This window comes from Williamsia sp. MIQD14 (assembly GCF_051025635.1).
Lineage (GTDB): Bacteria > Actinomycetota > Actinomycetes > Mycobacteriales > Mycobacteriaceae > Williamsia_A.
Genome location: NZ_JBPFDG010000006.1, coordinates 43,331 through 68,073 on the forward strand (window position 1 = coordinate 43,331; position 24,743 = coordinate 68,073).

Here is a 24,743-nt window from a genome sequence, read left to right on the forward strand (position 1 = left end):
GGTGTGTCGCTCACGCGTATCCCCTGTCCCGGAACAGCAATGCCTGTGCCACCTCGTCCTCCGTCGGTTGTGTGAGCCCGCCGAGATCGGCGAGTGTCCATGCCAGGCGGAGAGCTCGGTCGGCCCCTCGCGCGGTGACGCGTCCGTCGCGCAGGAACAGCTCGATCGGCCGGATGGCCGCGCTCGCGAGCCGGAACCGTTGCCGCAGAACCGAACCGGGTACCTCACTGTTGGTCTGCCACCCGTGGTCGGACCACCGTTCGCGCGCCGTCGTGCGAGCTGCCGACACCCGGGCTCGCACCTCGGCACTGCTCTCCCCGGTCGGGTTCATGAGTGCGGTGTTGCCCGGCGGGTCCATCCGGACGCGGATGTCGACCCGATCCATCAACGGTCCCGAGAGCTTCCCGAGGTAGCGTCGCCGGACCTGCGCCGAACAGACACAGTCGACGTCGGACGCCGGGGCGCACGGACACGGGTTGGCCGACAGGATCAGCTGGAACCGTGCCGGCATCACCGCGACACCGTCACGACGCATCACACGGGTCTCCCCGTCCTCGAGCGGTGTGCGCAGCGATTCGAGTGCCTTCACGCCGAGTTCGGCGCACTCGTCGAGGAACAGCACGCCCCGGTGGGCACGCGACACCGCGCCGGGTCTGGCCATCCCGGTGCCACCACCCACCAACGCGGTCTGCGACGTCGAGTGGTGCGGGGCGATGAACGGCGGCTCGGTGATGAGCGGTCGACCCACCGGCAGCGTCCCGGCGATCGAGTGGATCGCGGTCACCTCCAGTTGTTCGGTCTCACTCAGGGGCGGCAGGATGCCCGGCAACCGTCGCGCGAGCATGGTCTTGCCGATCCCGGGCGGGCCGGTCATGAACAGGTGATGTGCACCTGCGGCGGCGATCTCGAGGGCGTAACGCGCCTCGGCCTGACCCACCACGTCGGCGAGATCGGGTACCGCGGGAGCCGCCGCGACCACACCGACCTCACACACCGTGTCCAATGCACGCTCACCGGCCAGCCACGCGATCACCTCCCGCAGGGTGCTCGCCCCACCGACCTCGACACCGGGGACCAGCGCCGCCTCGGCCACGTTCGTCAGCGGCACCACCACCCGCGCGAAACCGGCGGCGCGCGCGGCCACCACCGACGGCAACACCCCGCGCACCCCACGGATGCGGCCGTCGAGTGCGAGTTCCCCGATGAACACGGTGTCGTCGAGATGGTGGGTCGCCACCAGGTCCTTGGCGGCGAGCACCGCCAACGCGATGGCGACATCGTGGTTGGAGCCCCCTTTGGGGACCGTCGCCGGCGACAGGTTCAGCGTGATCCGCCCCTCGGGCCAGGTGCGGTCACTGTTCGCGATCGCCGCCCGGACACGGTCTTTCGACTCCCGCAGGGATGCATCGGCCAGACCGACCAGCTGCACGCCGGGCAGGCCCTGACCGATGAACGCCTCGATCTCGACCATCTGCCCCTCGACACCGGCCACCGCCGCCGAGCGCGCTCGACCCAGCGACATCAGAGCGCCCCCGCCATCAGAAGACACCCCGCAGATGCGACACGGTGCACACGCCCGCGACATCGATCCGCACGGCGACGACGTCGAACCGGATGGTCGGCCAGTGTCGCTCGGATTCGGCGAGCCACAGACCGGCCAGTCGACGCAGCCGCCGATACTTGTCCGGCGTCACCGCCTGCGCCGGATCGCCGAACATGACACCGGTGCGCGTCTTGACCTCGACGATCACCAGGGATCCGCCACCCCCATCGGTCGGATCGACGGCGACCACGTCGATCTCGCCGTACCGACACCGCCAGTTGCGGTCGAGTACCGACCATCCCGCCGCGGTCAGGTACTCGACCGCGGTGTCCTCACCCCGCCGACCGATCAGCTGTCGTCGGTTCGGTTGCCTGCTCTGCATCGCCACGGGGCAACCCTGACCGCCGATCCCGACCGCGTCGGCCCCCGCGGCACCCGAGCCCGATGGTTCTGTGCAGGACGACGTTCCTGTGCACAACCGGACCCCTTCGCAGGTCCGGGGCGCGCCGCGCTCAGTCGTTCAGCGCGCGGGCGAACTGGGGCCACGAGGCGTGGAGGCTGTCCTGCCAGTACGGCCAGCTGTGGGTTCCTGCGGGCGGCAGACGGAAGGTCGCGGGGATGTCGAGCGCGCTCAGACGCGATCTCAGGGCGACTGTGCAGCGCCGCACGGCGGTCTCGATCACCGCGCCGACCCCGATCCGGGAGACGAGTTCACCGACGTTGCCGTCGATACCCGGCCCGGTGATGGTGTCGTACTGTCCGGGCAGCCCCGAACTGGCCGAGATGAACAGCGATGTGCCGCGCAGCCGTTCGGCGTTGATGTAGGGGTCGTTCTCGCGCCACCGCGGATCGGTCGACACGCCCCACAGGTTGTCGGCGTTGCCGCCGCCACGGGCGACGGTGAGACGGACATAGGCCTGACCCATGGGATCGGCGGTCATCGCGCAGCCGCTGTAGGCGCCGACGGCGCGGTAGAGGCCCGGGTTCTTCTCGGCAAGCTGCAACACCGACGTACCGGCCATGGAGATGCCGGCGAGCGCGTTGCGGCCGTTGCCCCCGAACCTGGCATCCATCAGCGGGGGCAGTTCGCGGGTGAGATAGGTGGCCCACTTCTGGTGTCCGAGTACCGGGTCGTCACGGATCCAGTCGGCGAAGTAGCTGGCCGTGCCGCCCATGGGCACCACGACGGTCACGTTCTTGTCGGCGAAGAAGTCGACGATGTCGGTCTGGTCGAACCAGCTGCTGTCGTTGAACCCGCCCTGGGCGCCGTTGAGGAGATACAGCGTGGGATGCGGCACGCCGGGATCGCGGGCGGGCAGGACTCGCACCTGCATGTCGGCCCGCATCGCGGCGGAGCGGACCCGGAGGTAGCGGACTCCGTGAGGTCCGGTGGACTCGCCGACCACTGTCGCCGACATCGCTGCCGAGGGCGCCTGCGTGGTCGGTGCGGCGGTGGCCGCGGGGACGGCAGCGGCTCCCAGGCCCACGATCAGCGCGACGATCACACCGCCCACCAGCGATGACATCCTGCGTCCGCGGACTCCCGTGCGCGTCGACACGGGCCGGTCGGTCACCCTCGCCATCACTCCCCCTGCTCCCACTCCCCGACGATCGTCACACCGGGACGGCCGCCGCCTCGACGGCCACCACCCAGCGGACGCTCCGGCGACGGTATCCCAGGCACGCGCCCACTCCACGATTTGATATCGCGAACTATTCAGTCAGACAGGCACATTGACAGCCCCTTGGAACAGGTCACAAGTCCGATGTCCGATTCCGGGAGCATCGTTGCTTCGACCACACATCGGACGGTACCTTCCGTGCATTCGAACACGGCCCCGACGGCTCTGACACCCTCGGTTCCGCCCCCACGGCCCTGCTCCGACAGGGTCCCCTCGCGACAGTCGATGATGCCGCCACCGTCCACGGCCGGTTCGAAGCCCACCGTTCCGGCCGACCGACTCTCGTGACCGGAGACATCGTCGGGGACATCACACGCCGAAGGGAACCCTCATGCCCGGATCATCAGCCGCGGACGCACGACGGACGACGACGGGTGCGATCGCATGATCGATTTCGGCCTCATCGACGAGTGGGAGCCTCGCGGCGGCACGCTCACCAGCTGGACCGCGACGCCCGCCTCCGTGGCGCGCGCCGCGTCGGCACCCGCACATCCGGTGCCCGCATCGCACCAGCAGGAGGAGTACCTGCGCGCGGCCGCACGCAACAGTCGCGCCGGCTTCCGGTTCTCGCGCCTGTGTCTGATCTCTTTCGACCTCGAGGGCACACTCGACCGCGAGGCGATGACCGCGACGGTCAACGCGTTCATCCGCCGCCACGACACGTTCCTCAGCTGGTTCTCCCACACCGCCGAGGACGACGCGATCGTGCGTCACGTCATCGACCCCGACGGTGTCGAGTTCGCACCGACGACACACGGTCATCGCGAGCACGCCGCCGAGATCCGCACCCACGTGCAGGACGAGACCCCCGGACCGTTCCACTGGGATTGCTTCACCTTCGGCACGATCGAGCGCGAGACCGGGTTCACGATCTACTTCGCGGTCGACCACCTGAACTCCGACGGCGTCTCGCAGGCCCTCGCGTGCGTCGACCTGATCGCCCTCTACGGCAACGAGCTCGGCGGCGGCTCGAACCCGCCGGCACAGCCGGGCAGCTACCTCGACTACTGCCGACGCGAGCGTGAGGGCACCGCGATCCTGACCGCCGAGTCGCCGCAGATCGCGCGATGGCTGTCGCTGCTGGCCGACAACGGCGGCCGCCTGCCCACCTTCCCGCTCGATCTCGGTGCCGGCGGCGCGGACTACACCCGCAGCGCCATCACGACCGTCCGCGTCTACGACGACGATGCGTCCGGACAACGGCTCGAGGACGTCTGCCGCGCACACGGCGCCGGTGTCGCCGCCGGCGTCATGGCCGCGGCCGCGCTCGTCGCCCACGAGTTCACCGGGACCGAGCACTACCTCGGGATGACGCCGAAGAACACCCGGTCGACGGCGAGCGAGTTCACCTCGGTCGGCTGGTTCACCAACCTCATCCCGGTGGTGGTCGACGTCGACGCCGACTCCACCTTCACCTCCATCGTCGGCCCGGCGCAGGAGTCCTTCGCGGCGGGCAAGACGATGTCGGAGGTGTCGCTGCACCGGGTGCTGCAGCTCATCGACGCTGACTCCGACATCGACATCGCCCCGGGGTGGGTGGTGCCCATGGTCAGCTACATCGACGTGCGCAAGCTCCCCGGCGCGCAGATGTTCGACCACATCAACGGTGGGGTGTTCGGCAACCGCGGCAGTTCCGAGGAGGTCTACCTCTGGGTGAACCGCTTCCCCGACTACACGGTGATGACGCTGCTCTACCCCGACTCCGATCAGGCGCGGGACTCCATCAAGCTCTACATCGACCGACTGCTGGGCGTATTCGGGTCGATCGCCGCCACGGGCGACTACAGCCTCGCGGCGGCGTCGACCACGCGGTGACCTCCACCTCCACCGACGACGCCACGACAACAGTGGCCCGTCGTGCGTGGCCCGCCTTCGCCGCATGTCTGGTGGCGGTGTTCATGCAGATGGTCGACACGACGATCGTCAACATCGCACTGCCCGATCTCACCACCGACCTCGGAGCGTCGTCGGCCGATCAACTGCTGGTCCTGACGGTCTACACATTGGCGTTCGCGTGCACGCTCATGACGGCCTCACGTATCGGGGAACGCCTCGGACGACGACGGGTCTTCATCGCCGCGCTGGCGGGGTTCACCCTCGCCTCGCTCCTGTGCGGGACGGCTGCGGGACCCGGCGAGTTGATCGCCGCGCGCGGACTGCAGGGCGCGTGCGCCGCGTTCGCCTCAGCGCAGACGATCGCCATCATCTCGGCGATTTTTCCCAGGGCTCGCCACGGCCTGGTGTTCGGTGTCTACGGTGCCACCGCCGGCGTCGCGGCGATGCTCGGCCCGGTCCTCGGCGGCGCACTCGTGGGACTCGACGCCTTCGGACTCGGTTGGCGCACCATCTTTCTCGTCAACCTGCCGTTCGGGATCATCGCCTGCGTCATCGCCGCGCGGGCGATGCCCCCGGTGGTCGGGACGCTGCGCGAATCCCTCGACGCGGTCGGCGTCGCGCTGTCGACGGTCGGACTGTTCCTGCTGATCTACCCCTTGTCGACCGGCCGCGAGAAGGGCTGGCCGGTGTGGTTGCTGGGGATGCTGGTCCTCTCGGTCGCCGTCCTCGTCGCCTTCGTACTCCACGAACGCGCCCTGCTGCGGCGCGGCGGCGCTCCCCTGCTGCGTCTCGACCTGTTCGCCGAACGATCTTTCGCGGTCGGCGCGGTGCTGTCACTGCTGTTCTTCAGCGTCTTCACCGCGTTCTTCTTCACCGTCTCGATCACCACGCAGTTCGGTCTCGGCTACTCGCCGCTGCACACCGGACTCATCACGCTGCCGTTCGCACTCGGCGCGGCGGTCGGGTCGCTGCTGTCGCCACTGGTGGTGACGCGGATCGGTCCGCGGACCCTGACGGTCGGGATGGTCGTCTTCGCGGTGTCGGTCGCGTGGATGGCGGTCGTGATCGATCCCGCGCGCCACGACATCGCCCTCGCGACCCTCATCGCGCCGCTGGTCCTCGGGGGCCTGGGCACCGGGATCTTCGTCGCGCCGTTGCAGGCCGTGATCCTGTCGGGGACGACGTCGCGCACGGTCGGTTCGGCGTCGGGGACGATCCCCACGGTCCAGCAGATCGGCGGGTCGGTGGGCCTGGCGATCATCGGGATCGTGTTCTTCGCCCTGGTGGGGTCGGCGTCGTCGGCCGGGGCGTCGGCGGGGGCCGACGATCTGCGGACACGTCTGGGCGACACCGCCGTCCCGGCCGTCGCACAACCCGTCGTCGTGAGCCGGTTCAGCGACTGCGTGTCGCGGCAGTTGTCGTCCCCGCGCCCTGAGGTGTCCCCACCGGGATGCTCGACGCAGGCCGGCGCCGCGACCGAGGCCGGTCCGCAGGCCGCGATCATCCGTGCGGCACAGCCGGCGTTGCAGCCGGCCGCCCGGGTCGCCGCGGCACGGGCGTTCCTCGAGGCGTTCTCGACGATCATGTGGATCATCTGCGCCACCGCGGCGGCGGTCGCGGCGCTCAGCCTCGCCGTCCCCCGGGCACGGGTGACCGTGCCGGTCGGGACGCCGGCGTCAGTCGGGTAACGCGCCGTCCTCGGGCAGACGCAGCTCCGACTTCTCGAGTTCCTCGATGTTGACGTCCTTGAACGTGATCACGCGGACCTGCTTGACGAAGCGTGCCGGCCGGTACATGTCCCACACCCAGGCGTCGGACATCCGCAGTTCGAAGTAGACCTCGCCGTCGGCGTTGCGCGGGACCAGGTCGACCGCGTTGGCGAGGTAGAACCGCCGTTCGGTCTCCACGACGTAGGTGAACTGCCCGACCACGTCCTTGTACTCGCGGTACAGCGAGAGTTCCATCTCGGTCTCGTACTTCTCGAGATCCTCCGCACTCATGGAGGTCAGCCTAGTCACCCATCGGTGGTCACTCGTCTGCGGCCGTCGTGACACGGACGCGCTCACGGACGTTGCGGTAGGACATCCGGTGTTCGCGGGACGGGCCGAGGCGGTCGAGGGCCGACATGTGCAGCTCGGTGCTGTAGCCCTTGTGAACGGCGAAGTCGTATCCGGGCAGGTCGTTCTCCATCGCGACCATGATGCGGTCGCGGGTGACCTTGGCCAGGATGCTGGCCGCCGCGATACACGCCGCCGCACCGTCGCCGCCGATGACGGGGAGCGACGGCACGGTGAGGCCGGGCACCACGAACCCGTCGGAGAGCACGTATCCCAGTGTCACGTCCAGTGTGGCCACCGCACGCCGCATGCCCTCGATGTTGGCGACGTGGATCCCGATCCGGTCGACCTCGTCGGCGTCGACGATCACGACACTGCTCGCGACAGCATGACGGGTGATCGACCGGTAGAGCGTCTCGCGCATCGTCGGGGTGAGGCGCTTGGAGTCGTCGAGGTCGGCGAGTGACACCAACTGGGTGGGCTTGAGGACGCAGGCGGCGACGACCAGCGGACCCGCACACGCACCGCGACCGGCCTCGTCGACACCGGCCACCGGCCCGAGACCGCTGTTGTGGAGCGCGAATTCGTAGGTGCGCAGGCTGGACGCCTTGCGGACGGGCGCCCGGGGTGGCCACCGGTTCACGTCACTCCCCGCTACTTCTGCGGGTTGTGCGCGCCCACACCACCGATCCGGGAGAACGGATAGATGATGAAACGCACCTTGCCGCGGATGTCGGAGACCGGGACGGTGCCGTTGAGCTCGTCGGTGATGTGGTAGCGCGAGTCGGCCGAGTTGCCGCGGTTGTCGCCCATCACCCAGACGTTGCCCTTCGGCACGGTGACCGGACCGAAGTCGGGGCCGAGGCAGCTGCTCAGGGTGCCGTTGTCGGAGACGACCAGGCCGGTGTTCACCTGCGCGTCCTGCTGTTGCAGCGCCTTGTCGACGTAGGGCTCGGTGAGGGGCTTGCCGTTGACGGTCACGCCGACCTTGTCGGCGTTGCGGCACTGCACGGTCTGGCCGCCGACGGCGATGACGCGCTTGACGAGATCGTTCTCGTCCGGCGGGGCGAACCCGAACCACGACAGCGCGTCCTGGGCGCCGCGCAGGATCGTGTTGTCCGATCGCGGTGAGGTCCAGCCCTCGTCCCACGACTGGGTCGGCGCCTTGAACACGACGACGTCGCCGGGTGCGGGATCGTTGAACCGGTAGGTGAGCTTGTCGATCACGATGCGGTCGTTGGTGCACCCGGTGCACCCGTGCAGCGTGTTCTCCATCGACTCCGACGGGATCACGTACTGCCGACCGATGAAGGTCTGCAGGATCCACGTGAGCACGAGGACGCTGACGATGATGATCGCGGTCTCGCGCAGCGCGGACCGCTTACGACCGGAGCGCGGGACGTCCGAGCGGTCGTCGCGAGTTCGCCAGGGGCGGTGGGTGTCCGACTCGCCGTCATCGGTGGCGCGGGCGTCGTCGAACCGGTCCTGCGGGCTGTCCTGGCGGGGGGTGTCGGGCACGACGATCAGCCTAGTGGACGCGCCGAGGGAGCCGGGTCGACCGTGAGGTCGGTGCCCGGCCCGCTGGGCAACGTCAGCGCTTTTCCTTGATCTTGGCGGCCTTGCCGCGCAGGTCGCGAAGGTAGTAGAGCTTCGCGCGACGGACGTCACCGCGGGTGATCACGTCGACCTTGGCGATGTTCGGGCTGTGGATCGGGAAGGTGCGCTCGACACCGACGCCGAACGAGACCTTGCGCACGGTGAAGGTCTCCTGGAGACCGCCACCCTGGCGACGGATCACGACGCCCTTGAACACCTGGACGCGCTCCTTGGAACCCTCGATGACCTTGACGTGCACGTCGAGGGTGTCACCGGGCCGGAAGGCCGGGATGTCGTCGCGCATCGACTGCTTGTCGAGAAAGTCCAGGGTGTTCATCTGCGGATCCAATCGCTGGTCATCGTCACTGAGTCAGAGGAACCTGGCGGCCGGCGCCGCGGACGGCGACACGGTTCGACCGGTTCGTGATCTAGTCGTGGGGTTCGCCGGACGGTGGCACGGACTGCATCGACCTCGACGCAGCCGCGTCTCCCTCGAACGGCAACCCGACCATTGTGCCAGAGCGCCCCCTCCGGGCGGAAATCGACGACGACGTGGACGCGACGCCGACCGTTCCGGCGGCCGGGGTGACCGCCGACCCCGGTGGCGGCGGTGCGGCGTGCACCACCTCGTCGAGCACCGACTCGGCCTCGGAGATGGCGTGCGGGACATCCGGTCGTCCGGCCATGAGGTCCTGCAGATAGATCTTCGCGCGGATCAGCGGGCGCCGCAGTCGGCGCTCGCGCGACATCGCCCGCTCCATCCGGCGCGGTCGGTGGGTGTAGCGCCACCGCGCCCACGGCGATCCCGGGCGGGCGAGTCGCAGGGCGCCCACCAGCAGGAGCGGCCAGGCGAAGATGCCGATCAGTCCGGTCCAGATCTTTCCCTTGGCCAGCACGACGGCGGCGAACACCAGACTGGCCGCGGCGAGCGCGACGGTGACGGCCACCTCGCCCCACCCGTCGTCGGGCGAGAGTCCCGACAACTGGAACAACTCGAGCGGGCGGAACCCGAGCAGGACCATGCCGGTCGCGCCGAGTGCGGCCCACACCGCGTCGATCGAGGCACGCCCCTCCTCGGCCCAGTAGACGTCGCGCAGGTAGAAGATGAGTGCGAACTCGTCGAGGACCAGCGCCGCACCGATCCCGAAGAAGCACGCGAGGACCGACAGCGTGGTCTGCGAGCCGGTGACCGACACCGCGACGATCGACACACCCGACACCAGCGAGACAACGACCCCGAAGACCATGTGGTGGACGTGGGTCGCACCGGTGCTCACGTTGCCGAACCACCACGAGACGTCGGCGCGGATGAGCCGCACGCTGACGCGGGTGCAGACGAAACCGACGATGAACCCGATGAAGAACAGGAACAGCGGGAGGCGCCCGGCGTCGAGGATGTCGTGGGTGAACCAGTGGTGCACCAGGTCAGGCTAGTCCAGCGAATCGCCGTGGATGCCGGACTCGGGCGCGGTGATCAGTGGGGTCGCCGGACGCGGACCCGAGCCCGAGTCGTCCAGCAGATCGGGGCGGCGCGCCCGGGTGCGCTTGAGGGACTGTTCGCGACGCCAGCGGGTGATCGCGGCGTGGTCGCCGCCGAGGAGCACCGGCGGCACGCGCAGCCCGCGCCAGTGTTCGGGTCGGGTGTAGCTCGGCCCCTCCAGCAGTCCGTCGGAGAACGAATCCTGCTGGTGCGACGCGGCGTTGCCCAGGACGCCGTCGATGAGGCGCACGATCGACTCGATCATGGTGATCGCGGCGACCTCGCCCCCGATCAGGACGTAGTCGCCGATGGACAGCTCGCGCACACGGGCACGCCGCGCGACGTCGTCGACGACGCGCTGGTCGATGCCCTCGTAGCGACCGCACGCGAACACCAGATGCGACTCGTCGCGCAGCTCCTCCGCGACGCGCTGGGTGAACGGTTCGCCGGCGGGTGTCGGGACCACCAGGACGGCGTCGTCGGGGCACACGTCGTCGAGGCACGGACCCCACACCTGTGGCTTCATCACCATGCCGGGCCCGCCCCCGTACGGAGAGTCGTCGACGGCACGGTGGACGTCATGGGTCCACTCACGCAGGTCGTGGACGTCGACGGCCAGGATGCCGCGGTCGATGGCGCGACCGAGCAGCGCCATCCGGAGCGGGTCGAGGTACTCGGGGAAGATCGACACGACGTCGATCCGCATCCGCGGCGACGGATCGGTCATTCGAGGTCGAGCAATCCGTCCGGCGGATCGATCTCGATGCCCTCGGTGGTGACCGTCGGGACGATCTCGGTGACGAACGGCACGAGCACCTCCCGACCCTGCGGGGTGCGGACCACGAGGGTGTCGCCGCCGGGCAGGTGCAGGATCTCGGAGAGCTCGCCCAACGGATCACCGGCGACGGTCGTCACCGGGACGCCGATCAGTTCGTGGTCGTAGAACTCGTCGGGGTCGGTGCCGGAGTCGACGTCGGCGGTGTCGATCAGGAACAACACGCCCCGCAGGTCGTCGGCGGCACCACGGTCGTCGACGCCGTCGATGCGCAGCAGCATCCGTCCGCCGTGCTCGCGCGCGCCGGAGACGACGAACTCCCGTTCTCCCCCGCCCCTGGGCAGACGCCCGCGCAGGCGGGAGCCGTCGGCGAAACGGGTGTCGGGGTCGTCGGTGCGTACATCGACGACGACCTCGCCGCGGACGCCGTGAGATTTCACGATGCGTCCGACGACGAGGTCCATCGAATCGGTCTGTTCGGCGATCGGGCGATCAGCGATCGGTGTCGACGATGTCGAGACGCACACCGCGGCCACCGATGCCGGTCACCAGGGTGCGCAGCGCGGTGGCGGTGCGACCGCCCCGGCCGATGACCTTGCCCAGGTCCTCGGGGTGCACGTGCACCTCGACCATCCGTCCCCGGCGACCGGTGATCATGTCCACCGAGACGTCGTCGGGGTTGGCGACGATACCGCGCACCAGGTGCTCGATGGCGTCGGCGACGACAGTGCTCACGCGTCCGTCCCGGCGGACTCGGCGGCCGGTGCGGCGTCGGCGGCGGGCTCGTCGGCCTTCTTCGCGGCCTTCTTCTTCGGGGTGGTGGCCTCGACGGCGGGCTCGCTGTCGGCGGCGGCGAGGGCCGCGTTGAACAGGTCGAGCTTGCTGGTCTTGGGCTCCTTCACCTTGAGGGTGCCCTCGGCGCCCGGGAGGCCCTTGAACTTCTGCCAGTCACCGGTGACCTTGAGCAGCGCCGCGACGGGCTCGGTGGGCTGTGCGCCCACGCCCAGCCAGTACTGCGCGCGCTCGGAGTCGATCTCGATGAGGCTGGGCTCTTCCTTCGGGTGGTACTTGCCGATGGTCTCGATCGCACGACCGTCGCGACGGGTGCGGGCGTCGGCGACGACGATCCGGTACTGCGGGTTGCGGATCTTGCCGAGGCGGGTGAGCTTGATCTTGACAGCCATTGTTTCTCTCTCATCTGCGGTCACAGTGCAATTCAGCGACCCACCCGGTGTGGTGGGCCCGGTTTTGCGGTTTGTGGTGGTGTGACCGTCGGGCGGTGCGTGACCGGGTCCGACGAACCAGCGGCCCATTCTGCCACGCAGGGGTGGCCCCGACGAAATCTCGCGTGCGGGTGCTCTCTACAGGACGGCGCCGCCGCAGACGACGGCGCGCGGGGCACGCAGCGCCTCGAGGTCGACGCGGGGATCGGCGTCGAGAATGATCAGGTCGGCCCGGTCGCCCTCGGCGATCGTCCCGGCATCGAGCCAGCGACGCGATCCCACGGTCGCCGCGGCCAGCACCTGCCCGGCGTCGAGTCCGATGGAGGTGAGCGCCAGCATCTCGTCGACGATGCGCCCGTGCTCGACGAAGCCGCCGGCGTCGGTGCCGGCGTAGATGGCCACTCCGGCCTCGGCGGCGTGCGCGAACACCTCCCGCGCGCCGGCGTGCAGTGCGCGCATGTGGGCCTGATAGGTCGGGAAGCGATCGGCGCCGTCGGCGATGGACGGGAAGTTCTCGACCTGGATCAGCGTCGGCACGAGCGCGATGTCGCGCTGCGCCATCGCCGCGATGAGGTCGTCGGTGAGTCCGGTGCCGTGTTCGATGCAGTCGAAGCCGGCGGCGATCACGCCGTGCAGGGCGTCGGTGCCGAAGATGTGCGCGGTGATGCGCGCACTCTCCTCGTGTGCGGCCGCCGCGGCCGCGACGAGCTGGGCGTCGGTCCACAGCGGTGCGAGGTCGCCGACCTCGCGGTCGATCCAGTCCCCCACCAGCTTCACCCAGCCGTCGCCGTCGCGGGCCTGACGCCGAACCTCGTCGGCGAGGGTGTCGGGATCGTCGAGTTCGACGCCGTAGCCACGCAGGTAGCGCTTGGTGCGTGCGATGTGGCGGCCGGACCGGACGAACCGTGGACCGTGCGGATCGGCGTCGAGCGGGTGGGTGTCGAGCGGCGACCCGACCTCACGTATCAACAACGCCCCGGCGCGGGCGTCGAGGTCGGCGAACCCGCGGGCCTGCTCGAGGGTGACGCCGAGCCCGGGTGCGATGCCGACGTGGTTGTGGGCGTCGACCAGTCCGGAGGTGATCCACCCGCGGTCGCAGACGGTCCGTGCGCCCGACACCGGCTCGAACGTGATCATCCCGTCACGGGTCCAGAACTCGACCGGGGTGTCGTCGTCGACGCGGTGACCGCGGAAATGCAGTGGCGCCGTGGCTGACTCGGGCATCGTGGTTCGCTGCGACGCGCGTGGGCGTCAGCCGCGCTTCTTCGGCTTCTGGAACTGCGAGACGTCGATGCCCTCGAGTCCCGGCGGGAGCTGGTCGAGTCCGGCGGGCATGTTCGACAGGTCCGGGAACCCGGCGGGCATGCCCGGCATCCCCATCCCGGGCATGCCACCGCGCATCTTCGGCGGGGTGGGCCCGCGACCGGTGCCCTTCTTCCCCTTCTTGCCCTTCTTGCTGCGGTTGTTCCGTCGGTTCGCGCCGGGCATGCCCATACGCCCCGACATGGCCGCCATCATCTTGCGCGCCTCGTAGAAGCGGTCGACGAGCTGATTGACCTCGCTCACCGCCACCCCGGAGCCGTTGGCGATGCGCAGTCGGCGTGAGGCGTTGATGATCTTCGGGTTGTCGCGCTCGGCGGGGGTCATGCCGCGGATGATCGCCTGTACGCGGTCGAGCTGCTTGTCGTCGACCTGGCTCAGGGCGTCCTTCATCTGACCGGCGCCGGGCAGCATGCCGAGCAGGTTCCCGATCGGGCCCATCTTGCGGATCATCAGCATCTGCTCGAGGAAGTCCTCGAGGGTGAGCTCGCCCTGGGTGATCTTGGCCGCGGCGGCCTCGGCCTGGGTGGCGTCCCAGTGTTCCTCGGCCTGCTCGATGAGGCTGAGCACGTCGCCCATACCGAGGATGCGGCTCGCCATGCGGTCGGGGTGGAAGGTGTCGAACTCCTCGAGCTTCTCACCCGACGACGCGAACATGATGGGCGCGCCGGTCATCTCGCGGATCGACAGCGCGGCGCCACCGCGGGCGTCGCCGTCGAGCTTGGTGAGGACCACGCCGGTGAAGCCGACGCCGTCGGCGAACGCCTCGGCGGTGGTGACCGCGTCCTGACCGATCATGGCGTCGACGACGAACAGGACCTCGTCGGGTTGCACGGCGTCGCGGATGCCCGCGGCCTGCGCCATGAGTTCGCTGTCGATGCCGAGGCGACCGGCGGTGTCGACGATGACGATGTCGTGCTGTTTGGCGCGCGCCTCGGCGACACCGGCGCGGGCGACCTCCACCGGATCGGCCGCGCTCACGCCGAGCTCACCCTCACCGCCGACCGAGGTACCGGGATGCGGGGCGAACACCGGGGTGCCCGCGCGCTCGCCGACGATCTGCAGCTGGCTCACCGCGCCGGGGCGCTGGAGGTCACACGCGACCAGCAACGGGGTGTGCCCCTGCTTGGTCAACCATGCCGAGAGCTTGCCCGCCAGCGTCGTCTTACCGGCACCCTGCAGACCCGCGAGCATGATGACCGTCGGCGGGGTCTTGGCGAACGCGATCCGCCGGGTCTCGCCGCCGAGGATCCCGACGAGCTCCTCGTTGACGATCTTGACGATCTGTTGCGCCGGGTTGAGCGCACCGGACACCTCGGCACCCTTGGCGCGCTCCTTGATCCGGGCGATGAAGCCACGGACCACCTGCAGCGACACGTCCGCGTCGAGCAGGGCGAGCCGGATCTCCCGACAGGTGCGGTCGATGTCGGCGTCGGTGAGCTTTCCCTTGCCGCGCAGGTCTTTGAGTGCCCCGGTCAACCGGTCGGACAGCGAATCGAACATGGCCCTACCCTATCGGGACGCCGGCGGCAGCCGTCCCGTCGTCGCTCTCGCGGGGCGGTTCGGGCGGTGGGACCACCGCGAGCACCGCATCGGCCAGCGTCTGACGCGTCGCGTCGGTGTCGGGCGAGCCGGTGGGCAGACGCAGACAGAACGTGTCGACAACCGTGCCGCCCATCGTCGACACCGACGCCCACTCGATGGTCACGCCGTGGGTGTCGAGTACCGCGGCGACCCGGCTGAGCAACCCCGACCGGTCGGCGGCGCGCAGCTCCATCACGACACGGTCGGGCGCGTCGCTGTCAGCCTCACCGCCTGCGGCGGTGTCGAGGTCGAACCACAGCACCTTCGGCGGGGCCTGCGCGAACAGCGCGGGTACCGCGATCGGGGCCCCGTCGGGATCGGTGACCGGCGGCGGCGCCGTGGGGATGGGCGACTCGCGTTCGCGGGCGTCGATGCGCGCGATGACGTCGATCGTGCCCGCGGTCGCCTGCAGCAGCTGCTGCCGCAGGAGACCCGCGTCGGGCGGGTCACCGAAGGCAGGAACCACGACGAAGGTGTTGACGATGCTGTCGGCGTACGACTGGACCGCGGCGCTACGGCAGCGCAGGCCGTTGAGCGACAGCACCCCGGCCATCTTCGAGAGCAGGCCCGGTTGATCGGGAGCGATCATCGTCACCAGGTGCGTGTGCATGCTGCCGGTCCCGACGATGTCGACGTGGACGCCACCAGCCTGTGCGCGGGCTCGTTGGTCGTCGGTCAGCGGGTCCGGGCGGTGCAGTTGCTCACCGTCCATGACGCGCAGGCACTTCCGGACCAGATCGCCGATGAGCGACGCCTTCCAGTCGCCCCACACCCCGGGGCCGGTGGCCAACGAGTCGGCCTCGGCGAGTGCGGCGAGCAACTCGAGCAGAAGGCGGTCTCCGCCGAGGGCGTCGACGACTCCCTGGGTCGTCGCGGGATCGTCGAGATCGCGGCGGGTCGCGGTCGCCGGGAGCAGCAGGTGATGGCGGACCATCGCCGAGAGCGTCACGACGTCCTGCGGCCACAGGCCGAAGCGGTTGCCGATCTGGGTGGCGAGTTCGGCACCGACGATGCTGTGGTCGGCGCCGCGGCCCTTGCCGAGGTCGTGCAGCAGGGCGCCGAGTACCAGCAGGTCCGGCCGCGACACCCGCGTCGTCATCGTCGAGGCGTACGCCGTGGTCTCGACGAGATGCCGGTCGACGGTCCAGGTGTGGATGGCGTCGCGCGGCGGGAGGTCGCGGACCGCACCCCATTCGGGCAGCAGCCGTCCCCACAGGCCGGTGCGGTCGAGGGCCTCGATCGGCGCGACCATGTGTCGCCCCGTGCCCAGCAGCACCAACAGGTCCGACAGCGCCTCGGCGGGCCACGGCTCACGCAGTTCGGGGGCGAAGTCGGCCAACCGCGACAGGGTCGAGGCGCTGATCGGCAGTCCGGTGCGGGCCGATGCGCCTGCCACCCGAAGGATCAGTCCGGGGTCCTTGCTGGGGATGGCGTTGCGCGCCAACACCACTTCCCCCGAATGCTCGACGACACCCTCGTCGAGGGGGCGGCGGACCGGTGATCGACGCAGCTTCGCCAGACCGCGACGCGGCAGGGCGTTGCCCGCCGTGCGCAGGCCCACCTCGACCGAGTAGCTGATGGTGCGGGCGCTGTCGCTGATGACCCGGGCGAGGTCGAAGCGGTCGCCGATGCGCAGTGCGGCACCGATCTCGTCGGCGTCCTGGGCGCGGAGTTGTTCACGCGGTCGGCCGGCGATCCGGTGCAGTTCGGTGCGGATGTCGAGCAGCCGGTTGTAGGCGACCTGCAGACCGGCTCCCGGGGAGTCGGGGCGCAGGTTGGCCATGCCGTCGGTCAGCTGCGCGATGGCGAGTGCCCCGAGCATCTGCACGTCACGCAGTCCCCCGCGTCCGTTCTTGAGATCGGGTTCGGCGCGGTGGGCGATGTCGCCGCTGCGGCGCCACCGGTCGGAGGCCTGGTCGACCAGTTCCGGGAAACGCGTGCGGATGTCGCTGCGCCACTGGCGACGGACACCGCTGATGAGCAACGCGGTCAGCGCCTCGTCACCGGCGATGTGTCGGGCCTCGAGCAGTCCGAGCGCGGCGGTCATGTCCGCCGCGGCGACCTGCAGTGCCTGCGGGACGGTGCGCACGCTGTGGTCGAGTTTGATGTGGGCGTCCCACAGGGGGTACCAGAGCGCGTCGGCGACCTCCGACACGCGAGCGGTGTCCATGTCGTCGTGCAGCAGGATCAGGTCGAGATCGGAGTGCGGGAGCAGCTCCTGACGACCGAGGCCGCCGACGGCGACGATCGCGAAGCCGCTGTCGGGGCGGACGCCGATCTCGGCGCCCTTGGTGGTGAGCCAGAAATCGTGGAGGTCGACGAGGATCTGCCGGAGCGCGGGCGCGTCGGCCCGCTTGGCGCCGTCGGTCGTGCGCAGGAGTCGGCGACGGGCGTCGACGAGATCGGTGGCCGCGGTGGGTGCCGCGGGAGTGGGGGTGGGGGGTGTCGCGCTGGGCGACCGCTCCGGCGACGGGGAAGGCCCCGCGTTCGACGTCGAGTCGGACGCAGGGCCTTCCGCGTGGTCGCCGTGCGCATCGTCACCGCTGGTCACGAAGGGCACAGGTGTACGTATGCCTCTAGAGCGCGTCGCCGCCACGCTCGCCGGTGCGCACGCGCACCACCGAGTCGACCGGCGAGACCCAGACCTTGCCGTCACCGATCTTGCCGGTGCGCGCGGCCTCGACGATGACGTCGACCACCTTGTCCACGGCGGCGTCGTCGACGACGACCTCCACGCGGACCTTCGGGACGAAGTCGACCGAGTACTCCGCACCGCGGTAGACCTCGGTGTGGCCCTTCTGGCGGCCGTAACCCTGGACCTCACTGACCGTCATGCCCAGGACCCCGGCCTGCTCGAGTCCGGTCTTGACGTCCTCCAGCGTGAACGGCTTGACGATTGCTGTGATCAGTTTCACTGACTCATCCCTCCTTGCCGAGAGCGACGCCGCTCTGGCTCAATGCACTGCTTCCGGAGCTTCCACCGAGTGCGGCGAAGTCGTAGGCGGACTCGGCGTGTTGCGACTCGTCGGCACCTTCGGCCTCACCCTCGGGATCGATACGGAGTCCGATGGTGAACTTGATGATCAGAGCAATTATGGCAGTTGCGATGGCGGAGTAGCCCAGCACCGCGAACGCGCCGACCGCCTGACGCCACAGCTGATCGAATCCGCCGCCGTAGAACAGACCGTCGACCGCAGCCGGAGCCTGGTGGGTGGCGACCAGTCCGACCAGCAGCGTTCCGATGAGACCGCCGACGAGGTGGACACCGACGACGTCGAGCGAATCGTCGAAGCCGAGCTTGTACTTCAGTCCGACCGCGAGGGCACAGATCGCGCCGGCGACGACGCCGATGACCAGGGCGCCGAGGACGTTGACCGAGGAACACGACGGGGTGATGGCGACCAGACCGGCCACGACGCCCGACGCACCACCGAGCGAGGTGGCGTGGCCGTCGCGGATGACCTCCACGACGAGCCAGGCGAGCATGGCCGCGGCGGTGGCGACCGTGGTGGTCAGGAAGGTGGAGCCCGCGACACCGTTCGACGCGGTGGCCGAACCGGCGTTGAAGCCGTACCAGCCGAACCACAGCAGACCGGCGCCGAGCATCACGAACGGCAGATTGTGCGGACGCATCGGCGTACCGGGCCAGCCGCGGCGCTTGCCGAGGATGATCGCCAGGACGAGGCCCGCGACACCGGCGTTGATGTGGACCGCGGTACCGCCGGCGAAGTCGATCGCCTTGAGCTTGTTGGCGATCCAGCCGCCGGTCTCACCGGTGTAGCCGTCGAACGCGAACACCCAGTGCGCGACCGGGAAGTACACGATCGTCGACCACAGCACCGTGAACGCGGCCCACGCACTGAACTTCATGCGGTCGGCCACGGCGCCGGAGATGAGGGCCACGGTGATGATGGCGAACATGAGCTGGAAGACGACGAACACCGACAGTGGCAGGGTGCCGAAGAGCGGGATGTTGACGGCGTCGGATGCGGCGGTGCCGGTGGCGGGGTCGGCGGCGACCGCGGCCGCGCCGTTGCCGCTGATGACCCCCTTGAGCCCGAGGTACTGACCCGGGTCGCCGATGATGTTCCCCTTGTCGTCGCCGAAGGCGAAGGAGAATCCGTAGAGCACCCAGAGCACGGTCACGATGCCCATCGAGATGACGCTCATCATGATCATGTTGAGGACGTTCTTGGCGCGCACCATGCCGCCGTAGAAGAACGCCAGACCTGGGGTCATCAGCAGCACGAGCGCTGCGCTCGCGAGCATCCAGGCGGTGTCACCGGTATCCGGGACACCCATTGCGGGGTAAGCCACCCTATTCCTCCTCGATTTTCACCACCACGACATGAGGCCGCGGCTTCGATCTGGGAGAACTTTCCTATTCGGATGTTTCGGTGATGGCTACTGCATGTTTCCCGGGTGTGAACGGATCGACGCCCCATATTTCGGGCATGTATCGCCCCAGTTCAGAAAGTCGTGAGCCGAGGCAAACGACTGACGGAATCGGACGAAACGGGCGTCGCGGGGCGGCTCAGCCGAGCAGGGCGTCGACGAACGCACCCGGCTCGAACGGCGCCAGATCGTCGGCACCCTCGCCGAGTCCGACCAGCTTCACCGGTACCCCGAGTTCGTGCTGGACGTGGAAGACGATGCCGCCCTTGGCCGTGCCGTCGAGTTTCGTCAACACCACGCCCGTGATCGAGACGACCTCGGCGAAGACCTTCGCCTGCATCATCCCGTTCTGACCCGTCGTCGCGTCGAGCACCAGCAGCACCTCGTCGACCGCGGCCTTCTTCTCGATGACGCGTTTGACCTTGCCCAACTCGTCCATCAGACCGGTCTTGGTGTGCAGTCGGCCGGCGGTGTCGACCACCACGACGTCGACGCCGTCGGCGACACCGGTCGCGACCGCGTCGAACGCGACCGATGCCGGATCGGCACCCTCGCGTCCCCGGACCGTCTGGGCCCCGACGCGCTCGCCCCAGGTCTGCAGCTGATCGGCCGCCGCGGCGCGGAAGGTGTCGGCCGCACCCAGCAGCACACGCCGACCGTCGGCGACGAGAACACGCGCGAGCTTGCCCACGGTGGTGGTCTTACCGGTGCCGTTGACACCGACCACGAGCAGCACCGCGGGTACGTCGGCGTGCGGGAGTGCCCGGATCGAGCGGTCGAGCTCGGGCATCAGCTCGGCCATGAGCACCGACCGGAGCAGGGCACGGACCTCCGCGGCGGTACGGACCGACGACGTCGCCAACCCGGTGCGCAACGCGTCGACGACGCGGGCGGTGGTGGCGCTGCCGAGGTCGGCCGAGATCAGGGTGTCCTCGATCTCCTCCCACGAGTCCTCGTCGAGGTCGCCGCCGCCGAGGAGTCCGAGCACACCCTTGCCGAGGGTGCCCTGCGAGCGGGCCAGGCGGCTGCGCAGTCGGTGCAGCCGACCGTCGACGGGCTCGATGACGTCGAGCGGGGGTGGCGTGGCGAGGGCCGAGGTGTCGGTCGTCGCGGTCTCGGCGTCGGCGGTGTCCGTCTCCGACGTGTCCGGTCCGGGGGTGTCGAGATCGGGCAGGGAGATGTCGGTCATCCCCCGTTGCGGGGAGTCGCGCGGCACCGACGCGTCGTCACCGACACCGGGTTGACCGTCGGTCTCGGTGCGCTCGTAGGTGGGCGCCGGTGGCGTCACGGGCGGGGGCGTCACGGGCGGGGGCGTCACGGGCGGGGGTGTCGTCTCCGCCGACGGATCGGCGAGGCCGGCGCCGCCACCCTGACTGAAAGTGAAACCGCCGCCCGCCTGGTAGCCGCCCGAGCGGTCGACCTCACGGGTCGCCTCGTCGGTGGAGGTGCCGTCCCGCAACGAGATCCGGCGTCGGTTGGCGACGACCCGGCCGATCAGGACGACGACCAGGATCGCGACGACGGCACCGACGACGATGCCGATGATGAGTTCGGTGTTCACCGGAGTCATTGTGTCAGCCCGCCCCGCGGCAGCTCGTCTCGTGTCGTCGACGAGCCCCGATCATGCGCCGGCGGTGGTGACGTCGACCCCGCGCAGACGCTGGGAGATGACGGTGGTGATGCCGTCGCCCTGCATGCTCACGCCGTAGAGGGCGTCGGCGATCTCCATCGTCGGCTTCTGGTGGGTGATCACGATGAGCTGCGACCGTTCCCGGAGCTGCTCGAACAACCGGATGAGGCGGCGCAGGTTCGTGTCGTCGAGGGCGGCCTCGACCTCGTCCATCACGTAGAACGGCGACGGGCGGGCCCGGAAGATCGCCACGAGCATGGCCACGGCGGTCAGCGACTTCTCGCCGCCGGACAGCAACGAGAGTCGCTTGACCTTCTTCCCCGGTGGGCGGGCCTCGACCTCGATGCCGGTGGTGAGCATGTCGGTGGGGTCGGTGAGCACCAGACGACCGTCGCCACCGGGGAACAGGGTCTTGAACACCTCGACGAACTCGCGTTCGACGTCGGCGTAGGCCTCGGTGAACACCTGCAGGATCTTCGCGTCCACGTCGTCGACGACGTCGAGGAGATCGCGGCGTGCGCTGCGGACGTCCTCGAGCTGGGTCGAGAGGAAGGTGTAGCGCTCCTCGAGTGCCGCGAACTCCTCGAGCGCGAGCGGATTGACCTTGCCCAGCGTCGTGAGGTCTTTCTGGGCCCGTTTGGCGCGCGCCTCCTGGACCGCGCGGTCGAACCGCATCGGTGTCGGCGCGACCACGATCTCGCCCCGCTCGACGGCCTGCTGGTACTCGGTCATCTCCAGCTCGGTCGGCGGCAAATTCACGTCGGGTCCGTACTCGGCGAGCAGGTCGTCGAGGCCGATGGCGTGGGTCGAGACGATCTGTTCCTCGAGCTGTTCGACCCGCAGCGACACCTGCGCACCGGCGACCTCGTCGGCGTGGAGCCGGTCGCGCAGGCGGTTCAGTTCGCCGGCGAGCTCGGCGACCTGCCTCCGGGCGGTGTCGAGCAGCGCCGCTCGCTCGGTGCGTGCGGTCTCGAGGTCGTCGCGGGTCCGCTGCGCGTCGGCGACCGCGCCGCCGAGCCGGGCGATGATGTCGTCGGCGGCGGTCACCACGACCTCGGCCACCGCCGCAGCGTGCGCCCGGGCGCGGTTCTGACGTTCGGCGCGAGCGCGTGCGTCGCGTTCGGACTCGGCGGCACGCCGCAGGGAGTCCGCGCGTCCCCGCACCGACGCCAGCCGTTCCTCGGCGGTGCGCAACGCCAACCGTGCCTCGGTCTCGGCGGTCCGCGCCTCGGCGACGGCGCCGGCCGCGGCGACACGTTCGCCGTCGGTGTCGAGGTCACCCTCGTCGTCGTCGGGGTCGACCTGCGCCGCGCGCAGCCGCTCCTCCATCTCGGCGAGCTCGGCGAGAGCGGTGGTGCGCCCCGACTCGATCGCGCTGCGCTGGGCGGCGAGGCGCGCCGACTCGTCGCGCGCGGCGCGCACGGTCTGGCCCAGGCGGGCGAGCTGCTCGTAGACCGCGCCCACGGCCGCATCGGATTCGTGCAGGGCCACCAGGGCGTCGTCGGCCGACTGGCGGCGGGCCTCCTGCTCACCGAGGGCACCCGACAGCGCGGCGGCGATCTCCTCGCCCTGGTGTGCGGTGATGACGAGATCGGCCTTGGCGGAGTCGATGTCGGCCTGCAGCTCGAGCGTGGAGGGTCGACGGTCGGAGCCGCCGCTGATCCATCCCGGGCCCAGCACGTCGCCGTCGAGGGTCACCACGTGCAGCCGGTCGCCCGTCTCGCGGGCACGGGCGGCCACGGCCGCGGCGACCGTGTCGTTGTCGGCGACGACGGTGTCGGCGAGCAGCAGGTCGACGGCGCCACGCAACTGCTCCGGCGCGGTCACCACCTGGGCGGCCCACCGCGCGCCCGAGGGCAGATCCGAGTTCTCCCGCCGTGTCGCGCTCAACCCGCCGAGCAGGAGGGCGGCTCGGCCCGCGTCGGCGTCCTTGAGGGTCGCGAGCGCGGCGCGCGCGGCATCGGTGTCCTCGGCGGCGACAGCATCGGCGGCAGGTCCGAGCGCGGCGGCGATCGCGGCCTCGTAGCCGGGTGCGACCTTCACCAGGTCGACCACCGAACCCTGCAGTCCGCGAACGTCGTTCGACAGCAGCCAGGCGCCGCCGTCCTTGCGTGTCAGGTTCGTCGACAGGGCCTCGATGCGCGCGGTGAGCGAGGCGACCCGCTGTTCGGCGGCGCGTTCGGCGGCCTCGAGTTCCGCGACGCGTTCGTTGGCGTGGTTCAGGGCGACGACGGTGCGTTCGTGGTGCTCGTCGAGGCCGCGTTCGGTGGCGTCGAGGTCGCCGACGGTCGCCGCGACGGTGTCGAGTTCGGCCTGCGCCTCGTCGGCCCGGCGGTCGGCGTCGACGATCGCGGCCGACAGACGGGCGGCCTCGGCGTCGGTCGACTCCGCGCGGGTGGCGAGATTGGTGACCTGACCCTCGAGGCGCACCAGTCCCTCGCGCCGGTCGGCGACCGCGCGCACCGCGGCCAGGTGGGCTCTGTCGGCCTGCGCGGCAACCGATTCCGCGGCGGCGAGCGCCGCGCGCGTGGCCTGGAGTGCGTCGTCGGCCTCGGTGACCGCGTAGGCGCGGATCTCCTCCTCCTCGGCTGCGGCGGCGGCCTGGGCGTCGAGCTCGTCGGGATCGCGGCCGGTGGAGGCGGCGACGACGGGTTCGGCGAGGTGACGCACCCGCTCGGAGGCGACGCGGCGGGTCGCGTCGACCCGTTCGGCCAGCGCCGAGAGTCGGAACCACGCCGCGGCGGCCTGCTGGGCGGCAGGGGCGATTGCGGCGACCTGGGTCTCGAGGTCGGTCATCTCGGCGGTGGCACGGTCGAGGTCGGCGGCGACGCGGTCGGAGTTCTCCCTGATCAGGCTCTCGGTGGCGGTCTGCTCGGCCATGGCCGTACGCAGGGTCACCAGGTCGTCGGCGGCCAGTCGCAGACGGGCGTCGCGCAGGTCGGCCTGGACGGTCTGGGCTCGCCGGGCGACCTCGGCCTGGCGACCCAGCGGCTTGAGCTGTCGACGTAGTTCGTCGGTGAGATCGGTCAGACGGGCGAGGTTCGCCTGCATCGACTCGAGCTTGCGGACGGCCTTCTCTTTGCGCTTGCGGTGCTTGAGGACACCGGCGGCCTCCTCGATGAAGGCCCGACGGTCCTCGGGCCGCGACTCGAGGATCGCGGCGAGTCGTCCCTGGCCGACGATGACGTGCATCTCGCGTCCGATACCGGAGTCGCTGAGCAGTTCCTGCACGTCCATCAGGCGACACGTGCTGCCGTTGATCTCGTACTCCCCGGCGCCGTCGCGGAACATCCGGCGGGTCACCGAGACCTCGGAGTAGTCGATGGGCAGGGCGCCGTCGGAGTTGTCGATGGTGAGGGTGACCTCGGCGCGGCCCAGGGGCGGACGCCCGGAGGTGCCGGCGAAGATGACGTCCTCCATCTTGCCGCCGCGCAGGGCCTTGGCCCCCTGCTCCCCCATCACCCAGGTCAGCGCGTCGACGACGTTGGACTTACCCGACCCGTTCGGCCCGACGACACAGGTGATCCCCGGCTCGAACTTCAGGGTGGTGGCCGACGCGAAGGACTTGAATCCCTTCAGCGTCAGGCTCTTGAGGTGCACGACGGTAGAGATTACCCACGTG

General features: G+C 69.9%; 21 protein-coding genes. 2 read left to right on the plus strand and 19 right to left on the minus strand.

The annotated features are described in order from the left end of the window. Nucleotides 1-10 precede the first annotated feature (10 nt). The 3 genes from ACQ7HM_RS20160 to ACQ7HM_RS20170 form a co-directional block, all read right to left on the minus strand. Nucleotides 11-1,522, minus strand: a complete 1,512-nt coding sequence (locus ACQ7HM_RS20160; protein ID WP_434218030.1) for a YifB family Mg chelatase-like AAA ATPase — start codon at nucleotides 1,520-1,522, stop codon at nucleotides 11-13. A gap of 16 nt (nucleotides 1,523-1,538) precedes the next feature. Next, the gene (locus ACQ7HM_RS20165; protein WP_434218145.1) at nucleotides 1,539-1,925 is read right to left on the minus strand and encodes a YraN family protein; all 387 of its coding nucleotides are present in this window, start codon (nucleotides 1,923-1,925) and stop codon (nucleotides 1,539-1,541) included. A gap of 130 nt (nucleotides 1,926-2,055) precedes the next feature. Further along, nucleotides 2,056-3,069, minus strand: coding sequence for an alpha/beta hydrolase (locus ACQ7HM_RS20170; RefSeq protein WP_434218146.1), 1,014 nt, complete (start codon nucleotides 3,067-3,069; stop codon nucleotides 2,056-2,058). Nucleotides 3,070-3,609: 540 nt separating this feature from the next. Here ACQ7HM_RS20170 and ACQ7HM_RS20175 point away from each other — a divergent pair. Beyond that, entirely contained in the window at nucleotides 3,610-5,040 is a 1,431-nt protein-coding gene (locus ACQ7HM_RS20175) for a condensation domain-containing protein (RefSeq protein WP_434218031.1), read from the plus strand. Continuing rightward, entirely contained in the window at nucleotides 5,037-6,749 is a 1,713-nt protein-coding gene (locus ACQ7HM_RS20180) for a DHA2 family efflux MFS transporter permease subunit (RefSeq protein WP_434218032.1), read from the plus strand. Before ACQ7HM_RS20175 ends, ACQ7HM_RS20180 begins: the two co-directional genes overlap by 4 nt. Here ACQ7HM_RS20180 and ACQ7HM_RS20185 read toward each other — a convergent pair. The 16 genes from ACQ7HM_RS20185 to smc form a co-directional block, all read right to left on the minus strand. Then, entirely contained in the window at nucleotides 6,738-7,061 is a 324-nt protein-coding gene (locus ACQ7HM_RS20185; RefSeq protein WP_045822426.1) for a DUF2469 domain-containing protein, read from the minus strand. The two genes, ACQ7HM_RS20180 and ACQ7HM_RS20185, sit on opposite strands and share 12 nt — an antisense overlap. 28 nt (nucleotides 7,062-7,089) lie before the next feature. Continuing rightward, complete coding sequence (locus ACQ7HM_RS20190) at nucleotides 7,090-7,761, minus strand: ribonuclease HII (RefSeq protein WP_434218033.1); 672 nt, start codon at nucleotides 7,759-7,761, stop codon at nucleotides 7,090-7,092. Nucleotides 7,762-7,772: 11 nt separating this feature from the next. Further along, on the minus strand, nucleotides 7,773-8,636 hold the full coding sequence (gene lepB, locus ACQ7HM_RS20195; protein ID WP_434218034.1) for a signal peptidase I: 864 nt from the start codon (nucleotides 8,634-8,636) through the stop codon (nucleotides 7,773-7,775). A 73-nt stretch (nucleotides 8,637-8,709) separates the two neighbouring features. Next, the gene (gene rplS, locus ACQ7HM_RS20200) at nucleotides 8,710-9,051 is read right to left on the minus strand and encodes a 50S ribosomal protein L19 (protein ID WP_045822423.1); all 342 of its coding nucleotides are present in this window, start codon (nucleotides 9,049-9,051) and stop codon (nucleotides 8,710-8,712) included. Nucleotides 9,052-9,142: 91 nt separating this feature from the next. Beyond that, the gene (locus ACQ7HM_RS20205) at nucleotides 9,143-10,135 is read right to left on the minus strand and encodes a hypothetical protein (RefSeq protein ID WP_434218035.1); all 993 of its coding nucleotides are present in this window, start codon (nucleotides 10,133-10,135) and stop codon (nucleotides 9,143-9,145) included. A gap of 9 nt (nucleotides 10,136-10,144) precedes the next feature. Beyond that, nucleotides 10,145-10,900 (minus strand): tRNA (guanosine(37)-N1)-methyltransferase TrmD, encoded by a 756-nt coding sequence (trmD, locus tag ACQ7HM_RS20210; RefSeq protein ID WP_434218147.1) that lies wholly within the window; start codon nucleotides 10,898-10,900, stop codon nucleotides 10,145-10,147. A gap of 17 nt (nucleotides 10,901-10,917) precedes the next feature. Continuing rightward, a complete protein-coding gene (gene rimM / locus ACQ7HM_RS20215; RefSeq protein ID WP_434218036.1) occupies nucleotides 10,918-11,433 on the minus strand; it encodes a ribosome maturation factor RimM in 516 nt (171 codons plus the stop codon). A gap of 28 nt (nucleotides 11,434-11,461) precedes the next feature. Beyond that, nucleotides 11,462-11,704, minus strand: a complete 243-nt coding sequence (locus ACQ7HM_RS20220) for an RNA-binding protein (RefSeq protein WP_045822421.1) — start codon at nucleotides 11,702-11,704, stop codon at nucleotides 11,462-11,464. Further along, nucleotides 11,701-12,153, minus strand: coding sequence for a 30S ribosomal protein S16 (rpsP, locus tag ACQ7HM_RS20225; RefSeq protein WP_434218037.1), 453 nt, complete (start codon nucleotides 12,151-12,153; stop codon nucleotides 11,701-11,703). The genes ACQ7HM_RS20220 and rpsP overlap by 4 nt, the downstream gene beginning before the upstream one ends. Nucleotides 12,154-12,330: 177 nt before the next feature. Beyond that, nucleotides 12,331-13,416, minus strand: coding sequence for an amidohydrolase family protein (locus ACQ7HM_RS20230; protein ID WP_434218038.1), 1,086 nt, complete (start codon nucleotides 13,414-13,416; stop codon nucleotides 12,331-12,333). A gap of 27 nt (nucleotides 13,417-13,443) precedes the next feature. Further along, nucleotides 13,444-15,015: a signal recognition particle protein gene (ffh, locus tag ACQ7HM_RS20235; RefSeq protein WP_434218039.1), complete on the minus strand. Its 1,572-nt coding sequence runs from the start codon at nucleotides 15,013-15,015 to the stop codon at nucleotides 13,444-13,446. A gap of 4 nt (nucleotides 15,016-15,019) precedes the next feature. Further along, complete coding sequence (locus ACQ7HM_RS20240) at nucleotides 15,020-17,656, minus strand: [protein-PII] uridylyltransferase (protein WP_434218040.1); 2,637 nt, start codon at nucleotides 17,654-17,656, stop codon at nucleotides 15,020-15,022. Between the two features lie 16 nt (nucleotides 17,657-17,672). Further along, nucleotides 17,673-18,011: a P-II family nitrogen regulator gene (locus ACQ7HM_RS20245; protein WP_045822416.1), complete on the minus strand. Its 339-nt coding sequence runs from the start codon at nucleotides 18,009-18,011 to the stop codon at nucleotides 17,673-17,675. 4 nt (nucleotides 18,012-18,015) lie between these two features. Then, nucleotides 18,016-19,398, minus strand: coding sequence for an ammonium transporter (locus ACQ7HM_RS20250; protein ID WP_434218148.1), 1,383 nt, complete (start codon nucleotides 19,396-19,398; stop codon nucleotides 18,016-18,018). Nucleotides 19,399-19,630: 232 nt separating this feature from the next. Then, nucleotides 19,631-21,052: a signal recognition particle-docking protein FtsY gene (gene ftsY / locus ACQ7HM_RS20255; RefSeq protein WP_434218041.1), complete on the minus strand. Its 1,422-nt coding sequence runs from the start codon at nucleotides 21,050-21,052 to the stop codon at nucleotides 19,631-19,633. A 60-nt stretch (nucleotides 21,053-21,112) separates the two neighbouring features. After that, nucleotides 21,113-24,721, minus strand: a complete 3,609-nt coding sequence (smc, locus tag ACQ7HM_RS20260) for a chromosome segregation protein SMC (RefSeq protein ID WP_434218042.1) — start codon at nucleotides 24,719-24,721, stop codon at nucleotides 21,113-21,115. Nucleotides 24,722-24,743 lie beyond the last annotated feature (22 nt).